The 25,353-nt window shown below is 58.6% G+C and carries 28 protein-coding genes; 8 read left to right on the top strand and 20 right to left on the bottom strand.

Features of this window, described 5'->3' with window-relative positions; translation table 11 throughout:
* Nucleotides 1-27: 27 nt before the first annotated feature.
* From tatC to ACR0DT_RS03085, 3 genes are read right to left on the bottom strand one after another with little or no spacing between them, the layout of a single operon-like run.
* Nucleotides 28-903, bottom strand: coding sequence for a twin-arginine translocase subunit TatC (tatC, locus tag ACR0DT_RS03075; protein ID WP_480709340.1), 876 nt, complete (start codon nt 901-903; stop codon nt 28-30).
* A complete protein-coding gene (tatB, locus tag ACR0DT_RS03080; protein ID WP_170348912.1) occupies nt 900-1,358 on the bottom strand; it encodes a Sec-independent protein translocase protein TatB in 459 nt (152 codons plus the stop codon). Before tatB ends, tatC begins: the two co-directional genes overlap by 4 nt.
* A 6-nt stretch (nt 1,359-1,364) precedes the next feature.
* Nucleotides 1,365-1,580 carry a twin-arginine translocase TatA/TatE family subunit gene (locus ACR0DT_RS03085; protein ID WP_170348913.1) on the bottom strand — a complete coding sequence of 72 codons (216 nt, stop codon included), beginning with the start codon at nt 1,578-1,580 and terminating at the stop codon, nt 1,365-1,367.
* A gap of 219 nt (nt 1,581-1,799) precedes the next feature.
* Between ACR0DT_RS03085 and ACR0DT_RS03090 the strand changes: the two genes are divergently transcribed.
* A complete protein-coding gene (locus tag ACR0DT_RS03090) occupies nt 1,800-2,105 on the top strand; it encodes a hypothetical protein (RefSeq protein ID WP_480709341.1) in 306 nt (101 codons plus the stop codon).
* A 21-nt stretch (nt 2,106-2,126) separates the two neighbouring features.
* The gene (locus tag ACR0DT_RS03095) at nt 2,127-2,798 is read left to right on the top strand and encodes a helix-turn-helix transcriptional regulator (protein ID WP_480709342.1); all 672 of its coding nucleotides are present in this window, start codon (nt 2,127-2,129) and stop codon (nt 2,796-2,798) included.
* 41 nt (nt 2,799-2,839) lie between these two features.
* On the opposite strand, the gene ACR0DT_RS03100 is transcribed toward ACR0DT_RS03095, so the two are convergent.
* The 8 genes from ACR0DT_RS03100 to ACR0DT_RS03135 form a co-directional block, all read right to left on the bottom strand.
* On the bottom strand, nt 2,840-3,997 hold the full coding sequence (locus ACR0DT_RS03100) for a peptidoglycan DD-metalloendopeptidase family protein (protein ID WP_480709343.1): 1,158 nt from the start codon (nt 3,995-3,997) through the stop codon (nt 2,840-2,842).
* A 63-nt stretch (nt 3,998-4,060) separates the two neighbouring features.
* The gene (locus tag ACR0DT_RS03105) at nt 4,061-4,711 is read right to left on the bottom strand and encodes a protein-L-isoaspartate(D-aspartate) O-methyltransferase (protein WP_480709344.1); all 651 of its coding nucleotides are present in this window, start codon (nt 4,709-4,711) and stop codon (nt 4,061-4,063) included.
* A complete protein-coding gene (gene surE, locus ACR0DT_RS03110; protein WP_480709345.1) occupies nt 4,708-5,490 on the bottom strand; it encodes a 5'/3'-nucleotidase SurE in 783 nt (260 codons plus the stop codon). The genes ACR0DT_RS03105 and surE overlap by 4 nt, the downstream gene beginning before the upstream one ends.
* A gap of 121 nt (nt 5,491-5,611) precedes the next feature.
* Nucleotides 5,612-6,697 (bottom strand): ABC transporter ATP-binding protein, encoded by a 1,086-nt coding sequence (locus ACR0DT_RS03115; RefSeq protein WP_480709346.1) that lies wholly within the window; start codon nt 6,695-6,697, stop codon nt 5,612-5,614.
* A gap of 80 nt (nt 6,698-6,777) precedes the next feature.
* A complete protein-coding gene (locus ACR0DT_RS03120) occupies nt 6,778-7,848 on the bottom strand; it encodes a methyltransferase domain-containing protein (RefSeq protein WP_480709347.1) in 1,071 nt (356 codons plus the stop codon).
* Between the two features lie 93 nt (nt 7,849-7,941).
* Nucleotides 7,942-9,054 (bottom strand): hypothetical protein, encoded by a 1,113-nt coding sequence (locus tag ACR0DT_RS03125; RefSeq protein ID WP_480709348.1) that lies wholly within the window; start codon nt 9,052-9,054, stop codon nt 7,942-7,944.
* A gap of 2 nt (nt 9,055-9,056) precedes the next feature.
* Nucleotides 9,057-9,836, bottom strand: coding sequence for an SDR family oxidoreductase (locus tag ACR0DT_RS03130; protein WP_480709349.1), 780 nt, complete (start codon nt 9,834-9,836; stop codon nt 9,057-9,059).
* Nucleotides 9,837-9,909: 73 nt separating this feature from the next.
* Complete coding sequence (locus ACR0DT_RS03135; RefSeq protein WP_480709350.1) at nt 9,910-10,272, bottom strand: SnoaL-like domain-containing protein; 363 nt, start codon at nt 10,270-10,272, stop codon at nt 9,910-9,912.
* 109 nt (nt 10,273-10,381) lie between these two features.
* Between ACR0DT_RS03135 and ACR0DT_RS03140 the strand changes: the two genes are divergently transcribed.
* The 3 genes from ACR0DT_RS03140 to ACR0DT_RS03150 all read left to right on the top strand — a co-directional run bounded on the left by ACR0DT_RS03140 (nt 10,382) and on the right by ACR0DT_RS03150 (nt 14,491).
* Entirely contained in the window at nt 10,382-11,989 is a 1,608-nt protein-coding gene (locus tag ACR0DT_RS03140; protein ID WP_480709351.1) for a peptide chain release factor 3, read from the top strand.
* Nucleotides 11,990-12,007: 18 nt separating this feature from the next.
* Nucleotides 12,008-12,949: a glycosyltransferase family 2 protein gene (locus ACR0DT_RS03145; RefSeq protein ID WP_480709352.1), complete on the top strand. Its 942-nt coding sequence runs from the start codon at nt 12,008-12,010 to the stop codon at nt 12,947-12,949.
* Between the two features lie 186 nt (nt 12,950-13,135).
* Nucleotides 13,136-14,491 carry a DEAD/DEAH box helicase gene (locus tag ACR0DT_RS03150; RefSeq protein ID WP_480709353.1) on the top strand — a complete coding sequence of 452 codons (1,356 nt, stop codon included), beginning with the start codon at nt 13,136-13,138 and terminating at the stop codon, nt 14,489-14,491.
* On the opposite strand, the gene ACR0DT_RS03155 is transcribed toward ACR0DT_RS03150, so the two are convergent.
* Genes ACR0DT_RS03155 through ACR0DT_RS03165 form a run of 3 tightly spaced genes read right to left on the bottom strand, consistent with a single transcriptional unit; the run spans nt 14,488 to nt 16,491 of the window.
* Nucleotides 14,488-15,390 (bottom strand): EamA family transporter, encoded by a 903-nt coding sequence (locus tag ACR0DT_RS03155; RefSeq protein WP_480709354.1) that lies wholly within the window; start codon nt 15,388-15,390, stop codon nt 14,488-14,490. The genes ACR0DT_RS03150 and ACR0DT_RS03155 overlap by 4 nt on opposite strands.
* Nucleotides 15,391-15,410: 20 nt before the next feature.
* The gene (locus ACR0DT_RS03160) at nt 15,411-16,295 is read right to left on the bottom strand and encodes a fatty acid desaturase (protein WP_480709355.1); all 885 of its coding nucleotides are present in this window, start codon (nt 16,293-16,295) and stop codon (nt 15,411-15,413) included.
* Nucleotides 16,288-16,491: a DUF2061 domain-containing protein gene (locus ACR0DT_RS03165; RefSeq protein ID WP_480709356.1), complete on the bottom strand. Its 204-nt coding sequence runs from the start codon at nt 16,489-16,491 to the stop codon at nt 16,288-16,290. The genes ACR0DT_RS03160 and ACR0DT_RS03165 overlap by 8 nt, the downstream gene beginning before the upstream one ends.
* A 107-nt stretch (nt 16,492-16,598) precedes the next feature.
* Between ACR0DT_RS03165 and ACR0DT_RS03170 the strand changes: the two genes are divergently transcribed.
* The gene (locus ACR0DT_RS03170) at nt 16,599-17,465 is read left to right on the top strand and encodes a helix-turn-helix domain-containing protein (RefSeq protein WP_480709357.1); all 867 of its coding nucleotides are present in this window, start codon (nt 16,599-16,601) and stop codon (nt 17,463-17,465) included.
* 81 nt (nt 17,466-17,546) lie between these two features.
* On the top strand, nt 17,547-17,729 hold the full coding sequence (locus tag ACR0DT_RS03175) for a hypothetical protein (protein WP_480709358.1): 183 nt from the start codon (nt 17,547-17,549) through the stop codon (nt 17,727-17,729).
* Between the two features lie 100 nt (nt 17,730-17,829).
* Here the strand turns inward: ACR0DT_RS03175 and ACR0DT_RS03180 are convergent, their stop codons facing one another.
* The 3 genes from ACR0DT_RS03180 to bcoG form a co-directional block, all read right to left on the bottom strand.
* A complete protein-coding gene (locus ACR0DT_RS03180; RefSeq protein ID WP_480709359.1) occupies nt 17,830-18,591 on the bottom strand; it encodes an SDR family oxidoreductase in 762 nt (253 codons plus the stop codon).
* Nucleotides 18,588-20,054: a carnitine 3-dehydrogenase gene (locus tag ACR0DT_RS03185; RefSeq protein WP_480709360.1), complete on the bottom strand. Its 1,467-nt coding sequence runs from the start codon at nt 20,052-20,054 to the stop codon at nt 18,588-18,590. The genes ACR0DT_RS03180 and ACR0DT_RS03185 overlap by 4 nt, the downstream gene beginning before the upstream one ends.
* A gap of 78 nt (nt 20,055-20,132) precedes the next feature.
* Nucleotides 20,133-21,050 (bottom strand): 3-dehydrocarnitine:acetyl-CoA trimethylamine transferase BcoG, encoded by a 918-nt coding sequence (bcoG, locus tag ACR0DT_RS03190; RefSeq protein ID WP_480709361.1) that lies wholly within the window; start codon nt 21,048-21,050, stop codon nt 20,133-20,135.
* A gap of 131 nt (nt 21,051-21,181) precedes the next feature.
* Between bcoG and ACR0DT_RS03195 the strand changes: the two genes are divergently transcribed.
* Nucleotides 21,182-22,168 (top strand): GlxA family transcriptional regulator, encoded by a 987-nt coding sequence (locus ACR0DT_RS03195; RefSeq protein WP_480709362.1) that lies wholly within the window; start codon nt 21,182-21,184, stop codon nt 22,166-22,168.
* Nucleotides 22,169-22,210: 42 nt separating this feature from the next.
* Here ACR0DT_RS03195 and ACR0DT_RS03200 read toward each other — a convergent pair whose 3' ends face one another.
* Genes ACR0DT_RS03200 through ACR0DT_RS03210 form a run of 3 tightly spaced genes read right to left on the bottom strand, consistent with a single transcriptional unit; the run spans nt 22,211 to nt 25,224 of the window.
* Nucleotides 22,211-23,257 carry an aldo/keto reductase gene (locus tag ACR0DT_RS03200; protein WP_480709363.1) on the bottom strand — a complete coding sequence of 349 codons (1,047 nt, stop codon included), beginning with the start codon at nt 23,255-23,257 and terminating at the stop codon, nt 22,211-22,213.
* 37 nt (nt 23,258-23,294) lie between these two features.
* Nucleotides 23,295-23,753 carry a DNA polymerase III subunit chi gene (locus ACR0DT_RS03205; RefSeq protein ID WP_480709364.1) on the bottom strand — a complete coding sequence of 153 codons (459 nt, stop codon included), beginning with the start codon at nt 23,751-23,753 and terminating at the stop codon, nt 23,295-23,297.
* A 4-nt stretch (nt 23,754-23,757) separates the two neighbouring features.
* Nucleotides 23,758-25,224: a leucyl aminopeptidase gene (locus tag ACR0DT_RS03210; RefSeq protein WP_480709365.1), complete on the bottom strand. Its 1,467-nt coding sequence runs from the start codon at nt 25,222-25,224 to the stop codon at nt 23,758-23,760.
* Nucleotides 25,225-25,353 lie beyond the last annotated feature (129 nt).

A 25,353-nucleotide genomic window follows, 5' to 3' on the forward strand; every position in this document is an offset into this window, starting at 1 on the left:
GCGCCTGTTTCATTGTTTTCAGCGGGGTTACTTGCCGTCTTCTTCCCGCACTATCTCTTCGTCGGCTTCTTCTTCATCATCATAGTAGCCGTCAGCGCGCAGTTGCTCCTCGCGCTTTTTCTCGACCCGTGCGACGAGGAAAATGGATATTTCATACAGCCCGTAGACCACTACAAACAGGATGACCTGCGTGATCACGTCCGGAGGTGTTACCAATGCAGCAAGCACCAAAATGGCAACCACCGCATATTTCCGCACGGAACCCAACCCTTCGGCTGTAACCAACCCCGCCTTGCCCATCAGGGTCAACAGAACGGGCAGTTGGAAACACAGGCCAAAGGCCACGATGAACTTGATCGTCAGGTTCAGGTATTCCTGCGCCGAACCCTGGAACACCACGCTTAGCGGAGCCGCAGTTGCACCTTCGACCACGGCCTCACCTTCAGCGCCAAATTGCTGGAACCCCAGGAAAAAGTCATAGGCCAACGGTGTGACGACATAGAATGCAAAGCTTGCACCCAGCAGGAACATGAAAGGCGACGCCAGCATGAACGGCAGGAACGCGTTCTTCTCGGACCGGTAGAGACCCGGTGCCACAAACCGCCACATCTGCATCCCGATATAGGGAAAGGCCAGAATAAAGCCGCCCAACAGCGAAACCTTGATGGCAACAAAGAACCCTTCCTGCGGCGAGATGAAGATCAGCCCGCAATCCTGCCCGCGTTCGGCCAGAACTTCGCACAGAGGGTTCGTTAGGAAGTTGAAGAGCGGCGTGGCCACAGTGAAACAGATGATCATCCCGACCAGAAATGCCACGACGCAGTGGATCAGCCGCGTGCGAAGTTCCGCCAGATGCTCGATCAATGGGGCCGAGCTGTCTTCGATCTCGTCGGTCTTTGTCATGTCTTGCTTTCAGTCTTCAGCGCGGCCTCGGCCTCTTCGGCCTTGGCCAGCGCATCCGCCGCTTCTTTGGCCTTGCGTTCAGCCGCGGCACGCGCGGTTGAGGCCTGAATCTTTTTGGCCTGTTCAGCCCGTTCCGCGGCCAGCTTGCCGGTTTCGCTGTCGGGATCGAACTTAGTGGGATCAATGCTTTTGGCAACGTCTCGCGCCGCCTCATTAACGCTGTCCATGGCGGTGCTGACGGGGTTCGCCGCCGCGTTGAGACCCTTCTTGATCTCGTTCACACCCGCCTGATCCGCAGCCTCGTTCATGGCGCTGCTGAATTCTCGCGCCATGCCACGGGCCTTGCCGACCCAACGGCCTACATTGCGAAACAGCACCGGCAGGTCCTTTGGCCCCACAACGATCAGGGCAACGATGCCGATGACCAGAAGCTCGGTCCAGCCCAGATCAAACATCTGCGCTTAGGCCTTGTCTTTGTCGGTCTCGGGCGTGACGTCCTTGGCCACTTCGGCAGCATCCTGCTCCAGTTCGTCCGCGCCTTCTTTGACGCCCTTCTTGAACGAGGTGATGCCCTTGCCCACTTCACCCATCAATGAGCTGATTTTACCGCGGCCAAACAGCACCAGCACCACAACGGCGATCAGCAGCAGACCGGGAAGGCCGATATTGTTAAGCATGTCTCTTCTCCTTGTACATCGGCGCAATGCGCCGGGAATGTGATCTGGGTCTGTGTCTACGCCTGCAAAGCCCGTGGCAAAAGTGCGTCAGATCGATTCCGCGTTCAAATTTGTTCCGATCACGCATTTTTTGTGGGCTGGTAAAATCCAACTGACAGGTTTATGTCAGTTGCACGGCATTAGGAACAGGGCATCGAAACCTGGTCAACGGAGATTCAAATGACCCATGTTGCTGAAATCGTCACATTCACCCTCGCCAACGGGACTACACCGGAAGAGTTTGTGAAACTTAGCCAAGCGTCCGAGGCGTTCGTCCGCTCGGCCCCTGGCTTTGCCCACCGTCAGTTGAGCCAGGGTGAAGATGGCCGCTGGACCGATTACGTCATCTGGACGAATATGAAGGCCGCGCAGGACGCAGCCGCACAATTTCCGCAACAAGAGTGTGCCGCTGGCATGATGGCCGCCATCAACCCTGAAAGCGTCCAGATGCGCCACGAGAATGTGCTATGGAACATGACCGCATAAAAGCGGTCTGGGCGGCGTGTCATGCGCCGCTCTGATCGTCTGTTCGACATCATCCAGATCCTGCGCGACGGCAAACTGCACCGCGCGCAGGATATTGCGGATCGGCTTGAAGTGTCGGTTCGCACGATCTATCGCGATATGGATACTCTGGTCGCCTCAGGCGTTCCGGTCGAAGGCGAGCGCGGCGTGGGATACATGGTGCGTGAACAGATCACCCTGCCCCCGCTGAACCTGACCCCGGCCGAGCTTGAAGCGCTGAACCTCGGCATGGCCATCGTGGCCGAGGCCGCAGACCCCGATCTGAAGGCCGCCGCAGAAACCCTGGCCGACAAGATTGACGCTGTACTGCCCACCCAGGTCGTGGCCGAGGCGGACACGTGGAAATTCGCCGTATACCCCTTTGCCGACGCTGCGCGGGGGCTGGCGCATATGGCTCCGATTCGGTCCGCGATCAAAACCCGGCAGAAATTGCACCTGTCTTATCGTCGTATAGACGGCGTTCTGACAGACCGCACCATTCGCCCTCTTCATATGGAGTACTGGGGCCGCGTCTGGACCCTGACCGCATGGTGCGAATTGCGCGAAGGGTTCCGCGTGTTCCGCATCGACCTGATTGATTCCGTCTCACCCCTGCCGGAAATCTTCGCCGACGAACCGGGGAAAACGCTAGACGACTTCGAACCGCACGCCTGAATTCGGCTGTAAGATGTATGGCCCGAAACGGGCCATTGTCATCACTTAAGGTAAGGTTCCGGGTCGACGGATTCAAAACCTTTGCGCACCTCGAAATGGACATAGGAATTGTCCCCACCCCGCAAGGAGGCGATCCGCTCTCCTCGACGGACGCGATCGCCTTTTTTAACCGTGATCTTGTCGACATTCGCATAGACGGTCAGCAGGTCACTGTTGTGCTTGACCACGATGATCGGCACCTGATCCGCATCTGCGGTGATTGCAGCTACGGTCCCGGCCTCTGCTGCCTTCACAGCGGTTCCCGGCGACCCGGCGATGTCGATCCCTTCATTCTTGCCTTTGTCATAGGTTCGAATGATCGTCCCCGTAACCGGCAACCCCAAGGCTGAACTGCTTTGGCTGGTCGGCGCCTCAGCCGTTACATCAGGTGCAGGCGGGGCGGGTTCGATAACTTCGTCCGGCAGCGGCTGGGTTGCGCTTGGAGGTGTCGGTGTGGGCGAACCCTGCCCCGGTTGCGTCACGTTGGTGGCAGGCACAGCCGCTTGTTGCGGCGCGGGCTGGTTCTTGATCGGGATCAGCAGGAACTGATCTTCGCGCACGGTAAAGTCCGGTCCCAGCCCGTTCCACTCGGCCAGCGCATCCACGGGCACATCATAAAGCCGCGCGATTGTATATGCCGTCTCGCCGCGTTTGACCTGGTGGCGGATCGGCTCGGGCCCCGATGCCGCCGGGGCCGTTGCAGGCGCAGGCTGGGCCGGGGCTAGCGTTGACGTCCGGACTGAACCATCTGCCGGAGCCTCATCAATCGCGGTACCGGCGATCGTGGCGATATCAACCGAGCTAGCCGAACTTACCGTGCGCGGCAGGGCGATCACCTCGCCATCGCGCAATTGATCGGTCGGCTTGAGGCCGTTGAACACAGCCAACTCTCCCTCGGGTAACCCGACGCGGGCGGCAACCGAGGCAACCGTATCGCCACGACGCGCAACGGCCACCTGGTAATTCGGATAGGTGATGACCCCCCGCGCATCCGGTGCTGGCCGGTTCGTTGTAACCCCGCGCGCGGCATCGGCGGTCGAAAACCCGCCGACCTGCCCGCGCAGATCATAGTCCAGCGGGCCTTCGCACCCAGCCAGAATCGCCAAAACCGCCACACCTGTTGCGCAGCGGAGCATCGCTGATTTGGAAACTGCTCTCATCTTACCGTCCTCAGCGCCTGCCCGTGTTTTCCGGGGTTCCGGCGCGTGTTACAGAATATTCTTTTACGCCCCGTCCCTGCCAAGCCCTTCTAACAAGGGCACGAAACGAACGGGCAACAATTCGTCATAGTCCAGACCAGTCTCGGTCCGTCTGACCCGGATCAAGGTTTGAACCGCATCCGACTGTCCCACCGGCAGCACCATGATACCGCCGATTTTCAGCTGCGCCAAGAGCGGCCCTGGAGGGTCTTCTGCTGCAGCAGTCACGATAATCCTGTCAAACGGCGCCTGTTCGGAAAGACCAAAGGAGCCATCCGACAACATCGCAGTGATATTGGTCAGACCCAACTCACGGAACAGCGCACCAGTTTCGCGCACCAGCCGCTTGTGGCGTTCGACCGTATAGACCCGGCGCGCCAGCTTGGACAGGATTGCCGCCTGATAGCCCGAGCCTGTGCCGACCTCTAACACCGTATCCCGCGGACGCACGTCCAGTGCCTGTGTCATCAGCCCAACAACAGACGGCTGGCTGATCGTCTGCCCGCAGGCAATCGGCAGTGGCGTATCCTCATAAGCACGCTCAGCGAACAGACCTTTGACAAACTGACCTCGATCAACCTGCTCCATCGCGGCCAGCACGCGGGCATCAGTCACCCCACGCGATCGCAGGGCAAACAGGAACTGCATAATTGTTTCGGGATCTGGTCCGGTCATTCGATTGTCTTCAGTGCCACAAGCGCGTCATGCGCAGTCAGATCCGCGCGCATTGGGGTGACCGAGATATAGCCCGCCAGATTGACCGCAGCATCCGTGCCCGGCGCGGTTGGGTTATGTTGGTACCCGCCTTTGATCCACAGGAACCGCCGCCCTGACGGAGAACTATGCGGCTCGACCGAGAAGTGCGTGTCGCGGCGATAACCTTGCGGGGCAATCTTGGTGCCCAGTACTTCATCCGCCGGCACGGGTGGGAAATTGACATTGTAGAACAGACGGTAATCGCCCTGCTCTGCCGGAGTTGCGTCCAGGATTTTCCGCACCAGATCAGCGCCGTACCGGGTAGCAGCCTCGAACGGATCGTCGAGCCCCAGATTACGCGGGCCAAAATACTGCGACAGAGCGATAGCCGGGATGCCCTGCAATGCGGCCTCCATCGCACCACCGACAGTGCCCGAATAAAGTGTGTTTTCCGCCGAGTTATTGCCCCGGTTCACACCAGACAACACCAGATCGGGCGGCGCATCCTTCATCACATCATGCAGACCGGCCAGAACACAATCAGCGGGCGAGCCCTCGGCAGCGAAACGCTGATCACCCAGTTTGGCGACCATCATCGGATGGGTATAGCTGATGCAATGGCCAACGCCCGATTGCTCGAACGCAGGCGCAACCACCCAGACTTCACCGTCAGATCCGGCCAAATCGGCGGCGATCGCCTCAAGCGTGATCAGGCCCGGCGCGTTGATACCGTCATCATTGGTCAGAAGAATACGCATTTGCCCCATCCACCGCAGCGTTTTGCCCTTGATAGACCCGCCCCCGCGTGGCGGCAAGCAAAGCACGCACGCAATCTGCGGCTTTCGCGCACCACTTTGGTCAAAACTGCGTTTTTAGTCCCTAAACCGGATAAACAAAGCATCGGTCCCGGCGAATGGTCAGCCACATGACGCGCCCCGGATTGGGGACAAAGACATTCGGCACCGTGGCTTTCAAGACCGAGCCGTCATGGTCCATGCGGAACTCAACCAGGCTCTCGTTACCCAGAAACCGTGCCCTCTCGACCGTACCGCGGGCTGCCACCCCATCGGTTGCCGTTGGTAGCGGGCCCTTGCCGTTGCGGTCAAAGTCCAATCGCACGTGCTGGGGACGGAACACGATTTCAACATCCGTGCCGTCCGGAACACCTGGCGCCAGAAACTGTCCAAACGGAGTATCCGCCAATGCACCATTAACCTGAGCTTGCAACACATTGATATCACTAAAAAATGCGACTGCAGCCTTGTCGGCTGGACGAGTATAGACGTTATACGGCGCACCTTGTTGCACGATCTTACCGCGTCGCATCAGGGCGATCTCATCGGCCATGCGCATCGCCTCTTCGGGCTCGTGGGTCACTAGCACGACGGCGGCATCCTCTTCCTTGAGGATCGCCAGCGTCTCATCCCGGATACCGTCGCGCAGGCGGTTGTCGAGGCCCGAAAACGGTTCGTCCATCAACATGATCCGCGGACGTGGGGCCAGCGCACGGGCCAGAGCAACGCGTTGTTGCTCGCCCCCAGAAAGGTGATGCGGGAATTTGTCAATGAAACGGGTAAGATCAACCTTGCGCAGCAGCTCGTCGACACGCGCGCGCTTTTCCTCTTTGTGCCCCGTCAGGCCAAAGGACACATTGTCGGCAACGCTCAGATGCGGGAACAGGGCGAAATCTTGAAACATCAGGCCGATCTCGCGGCGTTCGGGCGGAACGCGAAACACGGTGTCGCAGATCAGCTTGCCGTCCACATAAATCTCACCGGATTCCTGCATCTCAACCCCGGCAATCATGCGCAACGTGGTCGACTTGCCACATCCCGACGGCCCCAGCAGACAGGTCACCTTCCCGGCTTCAACCGTCAAAGAAACGTCGTCAACAACAACCCGCCCTTCGTACCGTGCGATCAGATTGCGAATTTCCAGACGAGGAGGAGTTGCGTCTATTGTCACCGATGGGCCTCGTTGCCTTTTCCCGATCAAAATCCCGGGCTTGGGCGGGGATAGCAACCCCACCCGTCAGGCGCAAGCGATCAGCAGCAACCGCCCGAGGCAGTCTCACTCGTGGCCGCGCTGATGGTCGCGCGGTTGGCCTTGAACGGGCTTTCGCCACCACAGCCGTCGAAAATGCCATAATGGGTCGAAAAATCGCCGATAAAGTCGAAATGTCGCGCAAAACGCGTGTCTTTTAGCATCATCCATGTGTTGCCACAGACCGGGAAAACCTTGCCGGTCTCGATCGCGTGGTGATCATCCAGTTCGAACAGATGCGGCGCGTGCGGGATGGTGCCTTTGTAGGTCACGGCCTGACCGTAGTCTTCGCAAGCGGGCTCAAGCGCGGACAATTTGAACAAACGATAAGTGGCAGACAGGAACTTAAGCGGCGCAACACGCTCCTCAAGCACTGAGTTCTCAATGGTTAGCGGACGGTGCGTGACGCGGCGCGGATCGCCGAAGCCAGTCTTCCGCGAAATCGACAGGAAGTCATTCCAATACAACGCACCTGACAGGCATTCGCCGTAGAGCACCTCATCCTCGGCCATGGCCTGCGGCACACGGCGGTCGGCGTAGACGTCCGAGAAATACATCTCGCCACCTTCTTTCAAAAGACGATGGGCACCGCGCAGAACAGCCTCTTTATCCGTGGCCAGGTTAATCACACAGTTTGAGACGATGATGTCGAAGGAACCGGGCTCCAGATCCAGTTCATCCAGCTTTTCGATGTAGCCATGATGGAATTCGACGTTGCTGGCTGAGTGACCGAAAGCCTGCGCGTGGAAATCCTGATGCGCGCGGGCGACGTCCAGCTGTTCCGGAGTCATGTCGACCCCAACCACCCGGCCCTTTTCACCCACCATCGCGGACAGGGCGTATACGTCACGGCCTGCCCCGCAGCCCAGATCGAGGATGCTCATCCCTTCCAGATCCAACGGCGCAATCAGGCCGCAGCCATAGTAACGCGTCAACACTTCGTCATGAATTTTCGAGAGGATCTTTTTAACATGGTCCGGCATATCGTCGGGTGTGCAGCACGCGTTGGTTTGCAAATCCGCGCTGCCCTGCAGGACCTCGCCATAGTAATTCTGCACTGATTCATGCTTCATCGCAGCTACCCTTTCCTCGCTGGCTACTTGGCAGCTAATGCAGCACCGCCGTCTATGCAACCGCTGCTGCCAAATTTGACAAAAGCGTGAGGCCTAGCCCAACAGTTCGAAATTGACTGAGGCGCGAACCCGCCCGTTTACCTGAATATCCAACTGATGCGCACCGGGGACCAGTTTGAACGTGGTCGCGTTGCCCTTCAGCTTGTGTTTCTTGGTTAGGCTTAGCGCGCCGTCGCGCAAGGTCGTCTGCTTCAACTTGTGCACTTTGGCTGAGGTTTTTCCGCCAGGCCGTTGAAAGTGAACAATATAGTCGATCAGAACAGGCTGATCCCCTGTCCCATTTAGCGTGACATCAAACTCAAGCGCACCGCCAATCCTGGCCTCCTGATTCACCTGCACACTCGCGGTTACTTTGGCCTCGGGATCAAAGCCCAACATCTTCATGGCATCCGGATGACCCGCCTTCACCAGCCCTCGCAAGGTATGTGAGGTCATCCAACTCAGTTCGTCCTGATCTTGTTTCCCGGTCCGGGACCAATCCTGCAACCGATCCAGCACAAGCTTGGGGTCTTTCTTAGTGATGTCATTCAAATGGTTCGCCACAGACCGCGTGACATAGCGTGTCGGATCCTTATGCAACTGGTCCAACAACGGCATCGGATCGGTCAATTCCAACCCAACCGCCTGCCCCCAAGGCAGTCGAGGCCGCGTACCTTCGCTGACCAGACGACGCACGTGATAGCTGTCATGCCCGCACCAATCCTCCATCCTCGCCAACACCTGATCCTGGTGACGGTTGAGGAAGGGACGAATGGCCCATTCCATCGAAAACCGCTGGGTCAACTCTTCGAGTACGTCCAGGGCAAGATCAGGATGATCCAAACCCACAGCGACGACCCAATCCCCCAAAGGTGCAAAGATGAAATCTCCGAAGTCATCATCCGTTTTGGTCGGATCCAAAGGCGGTGGCAGAGCACGCAGAAGGATCGGCGCGATGGTCGGCAGCTCTCCAGGTATCGCTTCTTGCAAGCACTTGGCGATCCAGGCCATGCGCTCTTTCAACTCAAGGTTCGGCAGCCGCGACATGACCTGCTCCTCGAATGACTCTCCATCAAAGGATGGATCGACATCCGAGAACAAGCCCGTCAGATAACGGGTCTTTTCCGCGTTAAACAACTGATCCTTTAGCGAATACCCCTGAGACATAGTTACATCGTCATATTGCCTGCACCACCGTCCAGCAGAATGTTCTGCCCGACCATGAAGCCTGCATGCTGGGAACACAGAAATGCGCAGGCCGCCCCGAATTCCTGCCGCGTGCCGTACCGGCGCGCCGGAATCGTTGCCGAGCGCGCGGCACGGGCTTCGTCCAGTGAGATACCCTGTTGTTTCGAGACACCGCCATCCAGTGACAACGCCCGGTCCGTATCATGAATACCCGGAAGCAGGTTGTTGATATTAACGCCATATTGCGCAACCTGCCGGGACGTGCCCGCCACATACCCGGTTAACCCGGTTCGGGCCGCATTCGACAAGCCCAGTGCTGCAATCGGAGAGCGTACGGATTGTGAGGTAATGTTCACTACCCGGCCCCATTCCTTGTCGATCATCCCCGGCAGCAGCGCTTTCATGAACGCAATCGGCGTCAGCATGTTGGCGTCTAGCGCCTTGATGAAATCATCCCGATCCCAATCCGACCACAAACCCGGCGGGGGGCCACCGGCATTTGTCACAAGGATATCAACGCCCTGCGCAGCCTCAATTACCTGCGTCTGACCGTCGGCCGAGGTCACATCGCAGGCCACGGTTTGCACGTCCACATTATACTCGGATCGCAAACGGGCGGCCTCGGCTTCCAGCGCTTCGGCCCCGCGGGCGTTCATCACCAGATCAACGCCCGCCTCGGCCAGTGCCTCTGCACAGCCCAGACCCAGACCTTTGCTGCTGGCACAAACCAGCGCGCGTTTTCCCTGAATTCCCAGATCCATCGGATCCTCCCCATCTGTTGTTGCCCGCATGTCTAGCACCGGCCAGACGGGGAAGACCAGAAGTCAAAACGAGTTAGTAAAAGAACTCTTCCCGCACGATTTTTCCGTTGGCGACGTGGTAGATACCAACCTCTTTCATATCGAATGTCTCGCCGCTTTCCTTCACCTTGCCCTGCACCTCGAAGATTACGGCAAAGCGGTCGTCACCATGCAGATAAGGCTCACTGACGGATGCGCCTGAGACCTCATGCGCGCCTTCCCACCACTCGTGCTTACCGCGGATGCCATCGACGCCATGAGTCTCGCGACCCATTCCTTCCATCTCTTGCGCCTCAACTGAAACAGCATCCGGCGCATACAGCTTTGCCAGATTCTCCTTGGCCCGATCCTCTCGGCAACCAGCCACCAGTTCGTCCGCGATTTCTTTCAAATTCATTGGTCCTCTCCATTATTTGTTCTCTATATGTTCTTATTGGCATAGCTTCACGATTCTGAACAGCCCCTTTGTCTTGCTTCGGCAGAATTCCCCGCATATATGCGCGTTCATGCTTGATACCGCCTCGAACCAACCCGTATTGCCGCCCGAGATCGCTCGGCGCAGGACATTCGCCATCATCTCGCACCCGGATGCGGGCAAGACGACGCTGACTGAAAAGTTTCTGTTGTACGGGGGTGCGATTCAGATGGCAGGTCAAGTGCGTGCCAAAGGCGAGGCGCGGCGGACGCGCTCGGACTTTATGCAGATGGAGAAAGATCGCGGTATTTCGGTCTCCGCCTCGGCCATGTCCTTCGACTATGGGGATTTCCGGTTCAATCTGGTGGACACGCCCGGTCACAGCGACTTCTCGGAAGATACCTATCGCACACTGACTGCAGTGGACGCCGCTGTAATGGTGATCGACGGCGCGAAGGGTGTAGAAAGCCAGACACAGAAATTGTTCGAGGTCTGCCGTCTGCGTGATCTGCCGATCCTGACCTTCTGTAACAAGATGGACCGCGAAAGCCGCGATACGTTCGAGATCATTGACGAAATTCAGGAGATGTTGGCCATCGATGTCACCCCTGCGGCGTGGCCTATTGGCGTAGGCCGGGATTTCATCGGCTGCTATGACATGCTTCGCGATCGGCTGGAACTGATGGACCGAGCAGACCGCAACAAGGTCGCCGAAAGTATCGAAATCAATGGTTTAGACGATCCGAAACTGGCAGAACACGTGCCCGAGCATCTGCTGGACAAGTTGCTGGAAGAGGTCGAGATGGCGCGCGAACTGCTGCCCGCGCTGGACCCGCAGGCCGTGCTTGAGGGGCACATGACCCCGATCTGGTTCGGCTCAGCGATCAACTCGTTCGGGGTCAAAGAGCTGATGGAAGGTATCGGCGCCTATGGCCCACAGCCGCAGATTCAGTCTGCACAACCACGCCAAATCGCACCCGATGAGAAGAAGGTCGCCGGGTTTGTCTTCAAGGTTCAGGCAAATATGGACCCCAAGCACCGCGACCGGGTGGCATTCGTGCGCATGGCCTCGGGCCACTTCAAACGCGGCATGAAACTGACCCATGTGCGGTCGAAAAAACCGATGGCAATTTCGAACCCTGTGCTTTTCCTCGCATCGGACAGGGAACTCGCCGAAGAGGCATGGGCCGGAGACATCATCGGCATCCCCAACCACGGCCAGCTGCGCATTGGCGATACACTGACCGAAGGTGAAGCGTTGCGTGTAACCGGCATCCCCTCCTTCGCGCCGGAGCTGCTGCAAACCGTCCGCGCAGGTGATCCGTTGAAAGCCAAACATCTGGAAAAAGCCCTTATGCAGTTTGCCGAAGAAGGTGCCGCTAAGGTGTTCAAACCCTCGATCGGTTCGGGCTTTATCGTGGGCGTCGTCGGCGCGCTGCAATTCGAAGTGCTCGCCAGCCGGATCGAGATGGAATACGGTCTGCCCGTCCGGTTCGAGGCGTCTCAGTTCACATCCGCCCGTTGGGTCAGTGGCGACAAGGCCGAGGTCGACAAGTTCGTCAACGCCAACAAACAGCACATCGCCCATGATCATGACGGCGACATCGTCTATCTGACGCGCCTTCAGTGGGACATCGACCGGGTCGTGCGCGATTACCCTGAGCTGAACCTGACGGCGACGAAAGAGATGATGGTGTGATCGGCCCGAGGGCCATACATGGCAGATAAGCAACCGACTTGGGGCATTGTCTCGACGGTTCGGGGTCCTGCCCCGGATATCCTGCGGTTTGTAGCCTATCATCTCGATCTCGGGGTCGACCGGATGTACATCCATCTGGACGAACCCAACCCCGATGCCTTCGACGTCTTGGTTCGGCACCCAAAGGTCGACGTTCACACCTGTGACGATGCGTTCTGGACCAGCCGCAAGCGCGAGCGGCCCGAACGGCATCAGAACCGTCAGACCGCGAATGCATCCTTTACCTATCGCAAAACCGATTTAGATTGGCTGGCCCATATCGACGTGGACGAGTTCCTGTGGACGGATCGCCCCATACCCCAGCAACTGACCGATACTCCCGAACACATCCCTGCCGTGCGTGTCCGCCCCATTGAGGTGGTGGCCGATGCTGAAGACCTGTTCAAGGCTCACATCCCTAAAGGTCCACAGCGCGACGCACTTGTTCAATCGCTGTACCCGAACTATGGCGCCTTTGTTCAGGGCGGGTTCTTCAGCCATTTGCAGGGCAAGCTGATCGTTCGCACCGGAATGGAGAATTTGAACTTTCGCATCCACAATCTATTCCAGAACAAAAAGCTCTTATCCTGCAAATTCGAACTGCCCGGATTGGAGTTGTGCCACCGGCACGCCCCAGATTGGAAACATTGGCAGACGCACTTGAGGTTCCGCCTGGCGCGTGGCTCATATCAGCCTGGAATGTCGCTGAATGTACCGCGCGAACGTGGCGGCATGAACATGAACGAACTACTCAGCTGGATCGAGACCGAAAGTGGAATGGAAGGTCTGCGCGCCTTTTTCGATGAAATCAGCGGCACTGACCCCGACGTACGCGCCCGCTTGCAACAACAGGGTCTGCTCCGGCATCGGCCACTGGATTTGGATGACAAAGCTCGGAAACACTTCCCCAGAAGTCACTGAATTGTTGCGAGAAATCCGCAATACGGACACGATGACATCCCTTAAGAGGTCTTCATTTGACCATGCCCGGTGTTTTTGTTATGTCCCCCTTCAAGCCGAAAATGCGCAATGCAGCGTATGGCCATCCGGGCCCGGCAAACCTTTGACGCGCGGGCCAGGTCTAGTGTCCGCTTGAACCGGACTTACATGACAAAATTCAACGAACTGAACCTGAACCCGAAGGTCCTCAAGGCTATTGAGGAAGCCGGATACGAAACCCCCACCCCGATTCAGGAGGGCGCGATTCCGCCCGCATTGGAAGGGCGTGATGTTCTTGGGATCGCCCAGACCGGCACCGGCAAAACGGCCAGCTTTACCCTGCCGATGATCACCTTGTTGGCACGGGGCCGCGCGCGGGCGCGCATGCCACGTTCGCTGGTGCTGTGCCCAACTCGGGAACTGGCCGCGCAAGTGGCCGAGAATTTCGACACCTACTCTAAACACCTGAAACTGACCAAAGCGCTGCTGATCGGTGGTGTAAGCTTTAAAGAGCAGGAAGCACTGATCGACCGTGGCGTTGACGTTCTGATCGCCACGCCAGGTCGCCTGCTGGACCACTTCGAACGCGGCAAGCTGCTGCTGACCGGCGTGCAGATCATGGTGGTGGATGAAGCCGACAGGATGCTGGATATGGGCTTTATCCCAGATATCGAACGCATCTTCTCGCTGACACCGTTCACTCGCCAGACGCTGTTCTTCTCGGCCACTATGGCGTCTGAGATCGAACGTATCACCGACACTTTCCTGTCCGCTCCGGCCCGGATCGAGGTTGCCCGACAGGCCACCGCGTCGGAGACTATTGAACAGGGCGTGGTCATGTTCAAAGGTGGTCGCCGCGACCGTGAGGCCAGCGCCAAGCGCAAGGTTTTGCGTTCGCTGATCGACGCCGAAGGCGACAAGTGCACAAATGCGATCATCTTCTGCAACCGCAAGACAGACGTGGATATCTGCGCCAAGTCTCTGAAGAAATACGGCTATAACGCCGCCGCCATTCACGGCGATTTGGATCAATCGCAGCGAATGAAAACACTGGACGGGTTCCGCGATGGCTCGCTGCGCCTGCTGGTTGCCTCTGACGTGGCCGCGCGTGGTCTGGATATTCCTTCGGTCAGCCACGTGTTCAATTTCGACGTTCCAGGCCATGCCGAGGATTACGTGCACCGCATCGGCCGAACCGGTCGCGCCGGGCGTGAGGGCAAGGCCGTCACGATCTGCTCAGGCCGCGATGAAAAGGCGCTGGATGCAATCGAAAAGCTGATCCAAAAGGAAATTCCGCGACTGGATAACCCGGTCAAGGAAGAACCCAAGGACGAGGCGCCCAAGCGCGAGAAAAAAGCCAAGTCGGACGAGAAAAAGACCGACCCCAAAAAGAGCGACCGCAAAAGGGACAAAGAACCCAAAGGTCGTGGCCGTCGCGACGACGGTGGCCCGGCGGTTGTGGGCATGGGCGATCACCTGCCCAGCTTTATCGCCCTCAGCTTTGACGAACGCCGCGCCGGTTAAATTGCTAGCACCAGCGCCAAGATCGATACGCCCAACAACGTCATCCCGGCGATCTCACGCCGGGTGATGGTCTCGTGGAAAAACAGGATCGACGCGAACAGGCTGAGCAACAGCTCGACCTGCCCCAACGCTTTGACATAGGCTGCGTTCTGTAAGGTGAACGCAAAGAACCAGCAGAACGATCCGCCCAAACTGGTCAGGCCGACGAATACTCCGGTCCGTCGTGTCTGCCACACCGCACGCAGTTCTGCCCGGTCACGCCACAGCAGCCACACTGCCATACTTAGGAACTGGAACGTTACCACCACGGCCAAGGTGATCAGGGCGCGAAACCACGCGTCGATATCACCCAATTCCAGCGAAGCCCCGCGATAGCTGACTGCGGAAAAGGCAAACAGCACACCCGACCCCAGCCCAAGACGCGAAGCGCGGTTGGTCAGGTGTTTCCACCATGCGCTTTCGACCTCAGGTGATTTGGACAGCAGAAGTACCGCCATCAGCCCCAGCAAGATCGCAACCAGCCCGCCGTTCGAGACTTGGTCGCCCAGCACCAGGAAACCGACAATGGCGGTTTGAATGACTTCGGTTTTCTTAAAGGTGATCCCGACCGCAAAATTTCGCTGCTTAAATAGTGCAACCACACAGATCGTTGCCAGAATTTGCGACGTCCCGCCGATGACAGCGTATATCCAGAACCATCCCGTCAGCGGCGGTAAGCTGAACCCAGTCATCTGCAGTGCCACAAGCAACCCGATTATCGCCAGCGGCATGGAGTAAGCGAACCGGGCAAAGGTCGCGCCGGCCGCAGTCAGCTTTACGGTGCTGAGCGATTTTTGCAGCATAAACCGCACTGTCTGGAACGAGGCGGCGGCGATTGTGACGGGAATCCATAAACTCATGGACCCCTTTTGTCGTCAAATCAATGCTTTGGCCAGAGAGGATGTGCCACCGGATCCTTGGCCCGCCAGAAGTGCGCTCGGAAAACCTGAGCGTATGAGCGGTAGACATAGGCCTCGTTCCGGGCCTGAAACTGAACTTTACCCGCTCGGTACAGCGCAGGCAGCCGGTACCACGGCGCACTTGGGTTCATGTGATGAACCACGTGCAGGTTATTGTTAAGAAACAGAAAAGCCAACAATCCGCGGTCTTCGATAATCACGGTGCGGGCCTGCGGATTCTCATGTGCGCGATGCTCTAGGAAAGTACGGATCTTCACCAACCCCAGACCGATATAAGCCGATAGTATATAGGCCCAAATTGGCATTGCCGAATGTCCAACCACCCACAAAACCAAGGCTACCCCGACGAGATGCAATGCCCAGGCCCGCAAAATACCCCGGCCTCCACGCAAAGCACCGCGCAGTTCATCCCGCGTGAAAATGAATTGGCCAATCGCCGGACCCACAACCATTCGCCCCAACAAAGTGTTGTTCACAGACAGCAACCACCGCTGCCACCCCGCCAAAGCTCCCCAGACCTGCGGGTCCAGGTAGTTCGTTTCGGGGTCGTCATAAGGGTCGGTCAGCGTCTCATCCCGGTGATGCGCCAGATGCAGGTCGCGGAACCTTTGATACGGGATGAACAAGGTCAGAGGCAGCGCCATCAGCGCCTCGTTTAGCCATTTTGTACGAAACGGGTGACCGTGCAGCGCCTCATGCGTCAACGAGGAATGTAGCGCGGAAACCAACCCCATCGCCGGGATCGCCAGCCAGAGCGGCAACAGGAAAATCACCGCCAGCCACGCCCCATAGCAGGCTAGGATCAGGGCCAGAGTGCCCCACTCAGGTGATCTGGGCCTAGACATTGCGGCCCCACGCGATTTTGGCCCAGACGCGCTCGTAAATAACGTACATCGTCAAGCCGATGGCCGTATTCACAATCGCCAGTGTCCCGCCCACAGCTGCTGACCCGGTTGCGATCAACCCGACCAGCGTCATCACCAGCAGGCCCATCGCATTCCACAATACAGCTTTCACGACTGATCTACGTCGTGTTTCCATTCCGTCACCCATATTATTGTTATGTCTTCAAAATTAAGGGTCACGGCATCCGTTGAAAATTCTGAATATGATTAACAAAACTCATCATCTGTGATATTTGAAAACACATGCAGGAAAAAATCGACAAGCGAGACCGAGCATCACAGTTTCGCACGCGCCTTGCCCGCGCGATGGAGGAACAACACGTCAGCCAAAGCGCGCTGGCGCGTGATATCGGCGTGGATCGTTCGACCGTATCACAGCTGTTGACGGATGAGGGCGCACGATTGCCGAACGCTCATGTGGTCGGAAGTTGCGCCTCGGCCTTGGGAGTATCTGCGGACTGGCTACTGAGCCTGTCTGACCGCCCCGAAAGCGCCGCGGAATTGTTGGCCAGTTCGCTGACCATGACCGAAGCGCCGCGCGCATTGGTGGATGAGCGAATTTTCGAATGGCACCAAGAGGCTGCAGGGTACAAAATCCGTTACGTTCCAGCGACTTTGCCCGACATGTTAAAGACCCGGGCAGTGCTGGAGTGGGAATATGCCCCGCATCTGGGGCGGACGGCGGATCAGGCTATTGGCGCCTCGGCTGACCGGCTGATGTGGATGCGCAGTGCGCAATCCGATTATGAAATCGCCATGCCGCTGTATGAAATCGACAGTTTTGCTCATGCGCGTGGCTACTACGAAGGGCTATGCCCCAAAATCCGATTGGAACAGATCGACCATCTGCTTGAAATCTGTGAACAACTCTATCCGCGCCTCAGGATCTATCTGTTTGATGCCAAACGGCTTTATTCCGCTCCGGTCACGATCTTCGGGCCCCTGCTCTGCGTATTCTACGCTGGCAGCCACTATATGGCTTTCCGTGACCGTGATCGGATCGAGACATTTACGCGCCATTTCGACCGTCTGGTGCGCGAAGCTGACCTGACAGCCCGCGACTTCTCGGAGCACCTCAGAAAGCTACGCACGCAGATTTGCGATCACTAAGGTGCACCGGCACCCGTCTTGTGCTATCGTCATTCGGCGCGAACCTTCGGGTATTCCGATCACAGACGGAGGACGACAGGAATGGACGCACTACAGACCGCTCAATACGCACGGGCTCTTTATACCGTTCACGGCGACCGGGCCGAGGCGGAAGCCGCGCAAAAGATGCGCGAATGCGAGGCCGCCGGGAATAAACAGGAAGCACAGGACTGGCAGGCAGTCCGCCAGACCATTCGCCAAATCCGTGGGCCAAATCAGGGCTGATTTCAACGGATCAGAAGATCCCTGCCCCATGCCGCTCACCAATGCCCCAAAAGCGCCAGGCGCGCAGGGCATTGGGCTTTCGCGTATTTCCTGAAGCGATCTAGATTTTCGGATCAGGGTTCACCGTGTGGCCATCCACCGCAATGACCTGCCCCGACACCAGCCGGGCCGCATCCGAGGCTAGGAATACAGCCATATTCGCGATGTCGTGGCCTTCAACAAACCGGCCCATCGAGGTGCCTGCGGCGTAGCCGTCATAGACCTGATCCCGCGTCATGCCCTTGGCGGCAGCTTCGCGCGCCAGCACACCTTCCATCCGAGGACCTTCGACCGCGCCAGGGCAGATGACGTTACACCGAACGCCGTGTGACCCAAGTTCCATCGCCAGCGTTTTGCCAAGCCCGATCACGCCCCACTTCGCGGCCGCATAGGGCGCCCGATTGGGGTAGCCAAATTGCCCAGCGGTTGAAGACGTAATCACGACTGCCCCGCTGCGTTGCCGCTTGAAGATCGGTGTCGCGTATTTCGCGCACAAAAACGCGCCCTCAAGATTAACGGAAAGGCAGAACCGCCAGTCATCAAGAGCAATGTCTTCAACCAAAGCGGTAGGGCCTGCCACACCTGCGTTTGCACAGAGCGTGTCCAATCCCCCCCATCTGGCCTCAATCTCTGCGAACAGAGCGACCACAGCGGTTTCGTCCGCTACATCCACTGTCGACTGCTGCCAATGTGCCGGACATTCTGCCAACGTGGATTTGTCCACATCCGCCACCCACACCTGCGCACCTGCGGCGTCGAAGGCCTCGGCCATGGCGCGGCCAACGCCCGACGCGCCAGCCGTTATCAGAACGCGCCCGGTCATGCGGGTTTCCGGATCGCAGCACCCGCGCCTTCGGGATAGGGCAACCCGGCCTGCGCCTCGGCGATCCGCGCCATGGCAGCCTCGATTTCCGGCGACGGTGCACTGGGACGGCGGGTTTCAAGGCTGACATGCAGCAAGAAGCTTTCACCCGTGGCCAGCAGTTTGTCGCCCTCATACATGCTGTGGAACACGTGCAATTTCTTGCCCTGCCCCAACAGCATCTGCGTGCGCACTTCGATCTTTGCACCTGCATGCGCTTCGTCGACGTAGCGGATGTGGTTTTCAGCGGTGAAATAGCTGCCACCCGAGGCGATGTAATCTGCATCACAGCCGATGATCTCCATGAACCGGTCGGTCGCGGCGGCAAAGGCCTCGACATACTTCGCCTCATTCATGTGGCCGTTGTAATCAGTCCAGTCCAACGGCACCGCGCGGGACAAGGTCAGGATCGGCTGGCTTATGTCCGCCTGTTCCAGCGTTGGCAACGCGCCCGGCTTCAACAGTGCATCATGCTGGTTCAGCACCGCCCCCGCACCGTAATTCTGCGCCTTGAGCGCTCGCATCATGCCCACAAGATTATTGTCGCGGATACGCTCCAGTTCTCGGATTGAGTGCATACCCGACTGCGCGTCCGACTGATCTGCGATCAAGTCGACCAATTCATCGGTAAAGTCTGGCACGTCCATCAGCTTGGTCCATGGCCATTTCAGCGCAGGCCCGAACTGAGCCATGAAATGCCGCATCCCGGCCTCGCCACCGGCCACGCGATAGGTTTCAAACAATCCCATCTGCGCCCAGCGGATGCCAAAGCCCATGCGGATTGCTTCGTCGATCTCTTCGGTCGTGGCGATGCCGTCTTTGACCAGCCATAGTGCCTCGCGCCAGACTGCTTCAAGAAATCGGTCAGCGATATGCGCGTCGATTTCCTTTTTGACGTGCAGCGGGAAGAACCCAACGGATTTCAGCAACTCTTGAGCCCTGGCAACCATCTCAGGCGAGTTCTTATCAGTCGGCACCAATTCAATCAGCGGCAGCAGATAGACCGGATTGAACGGGTGCGTCACCACGATCTGCTCGGGCCTCAGCGCACCCTCCTGCAATTCGGACGGTTTAAAGCCACTAGTCGAGGAGCCTATGATCGCATCTGGATCACAAGCCTCTTGCAACCCCTTGTAGACCTTCAGTTTAAGATCCAACCGTTCCGGCACGCTTTCCTGAATCCACGCCGCACCCTGTACGGCCTCAGCCAAATCCTCGTGGAAGGTCATCCCCCCCTCGGCAGGCAATGGCACATCGCTCAGCCCCGGCAAGGAACGACGCGCATTGTCCAGAACCTCACCAATCTTGCGCTCGGCCTCGGGGTCCGGGTCGAACACCCGGACGTTCCAACCGTTCAACAAGAACCGCGCAGCCCAACCGCCGCCGATTACACCGCCGCCAATAATCGCCGCTGTTTTCATCATTTCTCGCCTACAAACTCACAGTTTTCATTTGTCGAAATAACCCAAAGGATTGGGAGCTTGTCTCAACCCTACCCTGAGTTATTTCGAAACCGGCGCCCGTTTCACCAGCCCCAACTTGTCACGCACTTCCTGCGCACCGATTACCCGTGCGCCCATATTCTCGATGATGGTTCCGGCGCGTTCAACAAGCTGCCAGTTTTCGGCCAGCACGCCCTTGTCCAGCCACAGGTTGTCCTCAAGACCGACGCGCACGTTGCCGCCCGCCAGCACTGAAGCCCCCACATAAGCCATCTGATTGCGACCCAGAGCAAACGCGCTGAACGTCCAGTCATCGGGCACGTTGTTGACCATCGCCATGAAGGTGTTCAGATCGTCCGGCGCGCCCCATGGTACACCCATGCACAACTGCACCAGAGCCGGGCTGTCCAACACACCGTCCTTCACCAATTGCTTGGCAAACCAAAGATGTCCGGTGTCAAACGCCTCGATCTCGGGCTTCACTCCCAGGTGCGTCATCATCCGACCCATCGCCTGCAGCATGCCCGGCGTGTTGGTCATGACGTAATCGGCCTCGGCAAAGTTCATGGTGCCGCAGTCCAGCGTGCAGATCTCGGGCAGGCATTCTGCTACATGTTCGACCCGCGCGGCTGCACCGATCATATCAGTCCCGTCCTCGCGCAGCGGCAGCGGAGATTCGGTTGGGCCAAACACCATGTCCCCGCCCATCCCGGCGGTCAGGTTCAGAACGACGTCGACCTCGGCCTCGCGAATGCGGTCAGTCACCTCGCGATACAGGTCCAGACGACGGCTGGGCGCGCCGGTTTCGGGGTCACGAACATGGCAATGCACCACCGCCGCCCCGGCCTTGGCTGCTGCGATCGCACTTTCGGCAATTTGCTTCGGCGAACGCGGCACATGCGGGCTGCGATCCTGCGTTCCGCCTGATCCGGTGACGGCGCAAGTGATGAAGACTTCGCGGTTCATTTCCAGAGGCATCGTGTTTTCCCCAAGTTATACCCGGATTTGCCATGAGTTTTCCCCAGGCTTCTCCCCGGATTCCGATTTGCGTTGCGTGCGACTCTGACGCAGCCTTGTAGAAACACTTGCCAGAATGCGAATCGAACTTGATGAAATCCGCAAAAAATATACTTCAGCCCGAACATCGCGCCCTGAAAACGGCCGTGCTGGTTCTGGACGAATGCAACACGCTCAGCTTCGCCTCGGCGGTCGATCCGATGCGCGCGGCCAACCGGCTGGCGGATCGTCCCGCTTTCGATTGGGATTATGTGACAGCCACAGCAGAGCCCGCAATGCTGACCAGCGCGCTGAATGTGCCGGGTGTTCCGCTGGCACGGCTGCAAAGCTGCGATCTGATGATCGTTGTGGCCGGGTTCCAGCTGGCCCGCCATGCCACGCCCAACCTGTTGGCCGGCCTGCGCCGCATCGCCGGGACCGGTGCCACCATGGCTGGCATAGACGGCGGCCCGTGGCTGTTGGCCGAAGCTGGCTTGTTGGACGGGCACGCTGCCACAACCCACTGGGAAGATTTGGACAATTTCGCCACCCGTTTCCCCGATGTTGACGTTCGCCCCGATCGTTTCACCGTATCTGGCAATCGCCTGACTTCGGGTGGTGCGATCCCAGCGGTTGAGATGATGTTGCACATTATTGCCGCGCGCCACGGTGCAGGCTTTGCCGCGCGGGTCTCAGGCCTGTTCCTCTACGACGGCGCGCCGGAACCGACAAAACCGCAAAGCCGGACCGGGGCCCCACATCGCCATACGGCGCTGACGGCCAAGGCCAACACCTTGATGGAATCCTCGCTGGACGAGCCGCTGCCACTGGCAGATATCGCCGAGACACTGGGCACCAGCCCCCGCACTCTGCAGCAGCAATTCCGCCTGCGCCTGAACACGACGCCCCAAGACCACTACCTGCAATTGCGCCTGGCCGAGGCCCGCCGTCTGGTCACTGACACCGACATGTCGCTGATGGATGTGGCGCTTGCCACTGGTTTTGCCTCACAATCCAGCTTTGCCCGTGCGTTCCGAACGGCGCACGGCCTGTCCGCCCGTGATTTGAGGCAAGAACGCATCCACCCGACCCATCACTGACCGAATTTCCTTCATATAGCTAAAAAATCTCGGCGCCCCCCCCTAAAACGGCATCGGATGCGCGCGATGAGCCTGAGCTATTTCAGCCACGACCTCATCAGACAGCCGCCCACCTTTACCGGCTAGAATATGTTCCAACTGAGTCGCCGAGGTCGCGCCAAATATGGCCGACATCATGAAGGGCCGCGTCCGGCACCAGGCCAGCGCCATATGCACCGGGTCCAGCCCATGCCGCTCGGCGATCTCCAGATAAGCCTCCACTGCCTCGAACACGCGCGGACCGGTTCGCCCACCCATCTCGGCCACCAGCGACATGCGCGAGCCCTCGGGCACCACCCCGCCCTGATACTTGCCGGTCAAAAACCCTGCCCCCAAGGGCGAAAAAGCCATCAGTCCCACATCTTCGTGCACGCTAAGCTCCGCCATATCGGTATCGAAGTGTCGACACAGTATCGAATACTCATTCTGCACCGAGGCTACGCGTGGTGCGCCTATCTGCTCGGCTATCCTCAGCCATTGCGCCGTACCCCATGCGCTTTCATTGGACAGGCCAAAGGCGCGGATATTACCCTTGGCGACCTGTGCCTGCAGGGCCTCAAGACAATCCTGCATGTTGTCCAGAACTTCGTTGGTGTTGTGCCCCGAGGGAGAGTAGTTCCAGTTTTGACGGAACATGTAACTGCCCCGGTTCGGCCAGTGAAACTGGTATAGATCAATGTAATCCGTACGCAGCCGCCGCAGTGACCCTTCGATCGCCTCGGGGATCGTCTGACCCGTAATCGGCGCGCCGTCGCGGACATGGGCGAACCCTGCCCCGGAATGCTTGGTCGCCAGCACGTAATCGCTGCGACGCGACGGGTTGGCCACGTTCCAATTACCCAGAATGGCTTCGGTTAGGCCAACGGTTTCTTTCGAAATTGGGTTCACCGGATACATCTCGGCCGTATCAACGAAATTAATCCCCGCCGCCAGTGCCATGTCCATCTGCCGATGGCCTTCCGCCTCGGACGTTTGCGTGCCGAAGGTCATTGTACCCAGGCACAGATCTGTCACCATTATTCCCGTACGGCCCAGCGGTTTCGTTTCCATCTGCTGCCCTCCTGAAAGTTCCTTCGAAGTCTTAGCCTTACGCCTCGGCCTTCTTCTCCCACCGCCCCGATTCCTCGGACCAGTATTGCGCAGTACATCCTGCACCGGTCAGAGCCTTCCATTGAGCCCGCGCCTGCTGGACCGCCAGATCATCATTGCCGTCGAACAGGATGCAGACCCGCTCTAGTGCCGCCACTTCAGATGGGTCCACCGGTGCACCATCCACAGCCATTACACAGGCCGGTTCATTGGCGGCCTCTGGCACGGTCGTCAGCAGCACGGGCTGCGACGCGTCATGCGGCCCACCCTCGCGCCCATGTGGCAGGAATCCGTCCTCGGGCCCCAGCCACAGCTTTTCATCCAGCCAGTCCATCCGTGCGGGATCGGTGCCCCGCACGGCAATCTTCCACCCGGCCTGTCGTGCCTTGTCCAGCAGCACCGGCAAGGTGTGTTCCAGAGGTTGTCGGGTCAGGTGGTAGAAATAGACGGCGCCCATCGGATTACTCGAAGTGATCCTGCACCAGACGACTCAGCGCGCGAACGCCCCAACCGGTTGCCCCCTTGGGCGCATAGGATGTTTCCGACGACACCGATGCTACACCCGCAATATCCAGGTGAATCCATGGCACATCTTCTTTGACGAACCGCTGTAGGAACTGCGCTGCAGTGACCGAACCTGCCGCACGGCCGCCTACGTTTTTCATGTCGGCAATTCGCGACTTCAGCAGCTTGTCATAGCCTTCGCCCAGTGGCATGCGCCACGCGCCCTCGTCCTCGGCCTTGGCCGATTTCAGGAAGGCATCGCAGAACGTGTCATTGTTCGAAAACACGCCTGCATTCTCATGCCCCAGACCAATGATGATCGCGCCCGTCAGGGTGGCCAGATCGATCATGCCTACTGGCTTGAAACGTTCCTGCGTGTACCACATCACATCGCACAGAACCAAACGGCCCTCGGCGTCGGTGTTAATGATTTCAACCGTGTCACCCTTCATCGACTTGACCACATCGCCGGGGCGCGTGGCGTTGCCAGAGGGCATGTTCTCAACCAGTCCAACCAGACCCACAACATTGGCCTTGGCCTTACGCTTGGCCAGCGCGCGCATGGTGCCCGCAACGACCCCAGCACCGCCCATGTCCATGGTCATGTCTTCCATGCCACCGGCCGGCTTCAGCGAGATACCACCGGTGTCGAACACAACGCCCTTGCCGATCAGTGCCAGCGGCGCGTCGTCCTTGTCGCCACCATTCCACTGCATCACTACGACCTTCGAGGGGCTGTCCGAGCCCTGCCCAACGCTCAGCAGCGTGCGCATCCCCAGTTCGGCCAGTTGGTCCTCATCCAGAACCTCGACCTCAAGACCCAGTTCTTTCATTTCGACAAGCCGGTCCGCAAATTCGGTGGTGGTCAGAACGTTTGCGGGTTCGTTGGTCAAGTCGCGAGTCATCCGCACACCGTCCGCGACGGCATATTGCGGGGCGAACGCGGCCTCGACCTCATCGGCCTTCTGATGGCTGATGGTGACGGTGCCGGATTCTTCGGACTCCTTGGTCTTATGGACGTCGAAATCATAGCTGCGCAGTGCGATGCCCATAGCCAGATCCTCGGCCCGAACCTGATTGCCAGCCATCACCAGCACGTCCTTGCCGCCCGCCAATTTGGCAAGCGCCGCACCGGCCTTGCGCGCCTCGGCTGCATCTGGGCGGCGGGGCAGGATCACGATATCCAGTGCCTCTGCCACCATGCCAGCGGGCCAGGCCATCGAGATCACGTCGCCCGTCTTTACTTTTTCGAACCGGGGACTTTCCACCAAGCGCGCGACGGCGCCACGTGTCAGGCGGTTGGCCCGGCGTACGGCGGGGCTCATCTTGCCGTCAGTGGGGATGATCACCGCCACTCGACCTTCGGCCTGTGCCATTGCATCCGCGTCAAAGGGCTGAAACCGGATCGATACAAGACTGCTCATTGCAAACTCCTCAAAATCTGTTCCCCAAGACCTAGCTCGCGCTGCGCAGCTTGACCAGATAGCAGTTTTCCCCGCGCGCCAATTGCATTACAGTGCCGAAAAAAATCCGACAGGATCGGGGGAGAACGA

Source organism: Ruegeria sp. BI11 (genome assembly GCF_056538005.1).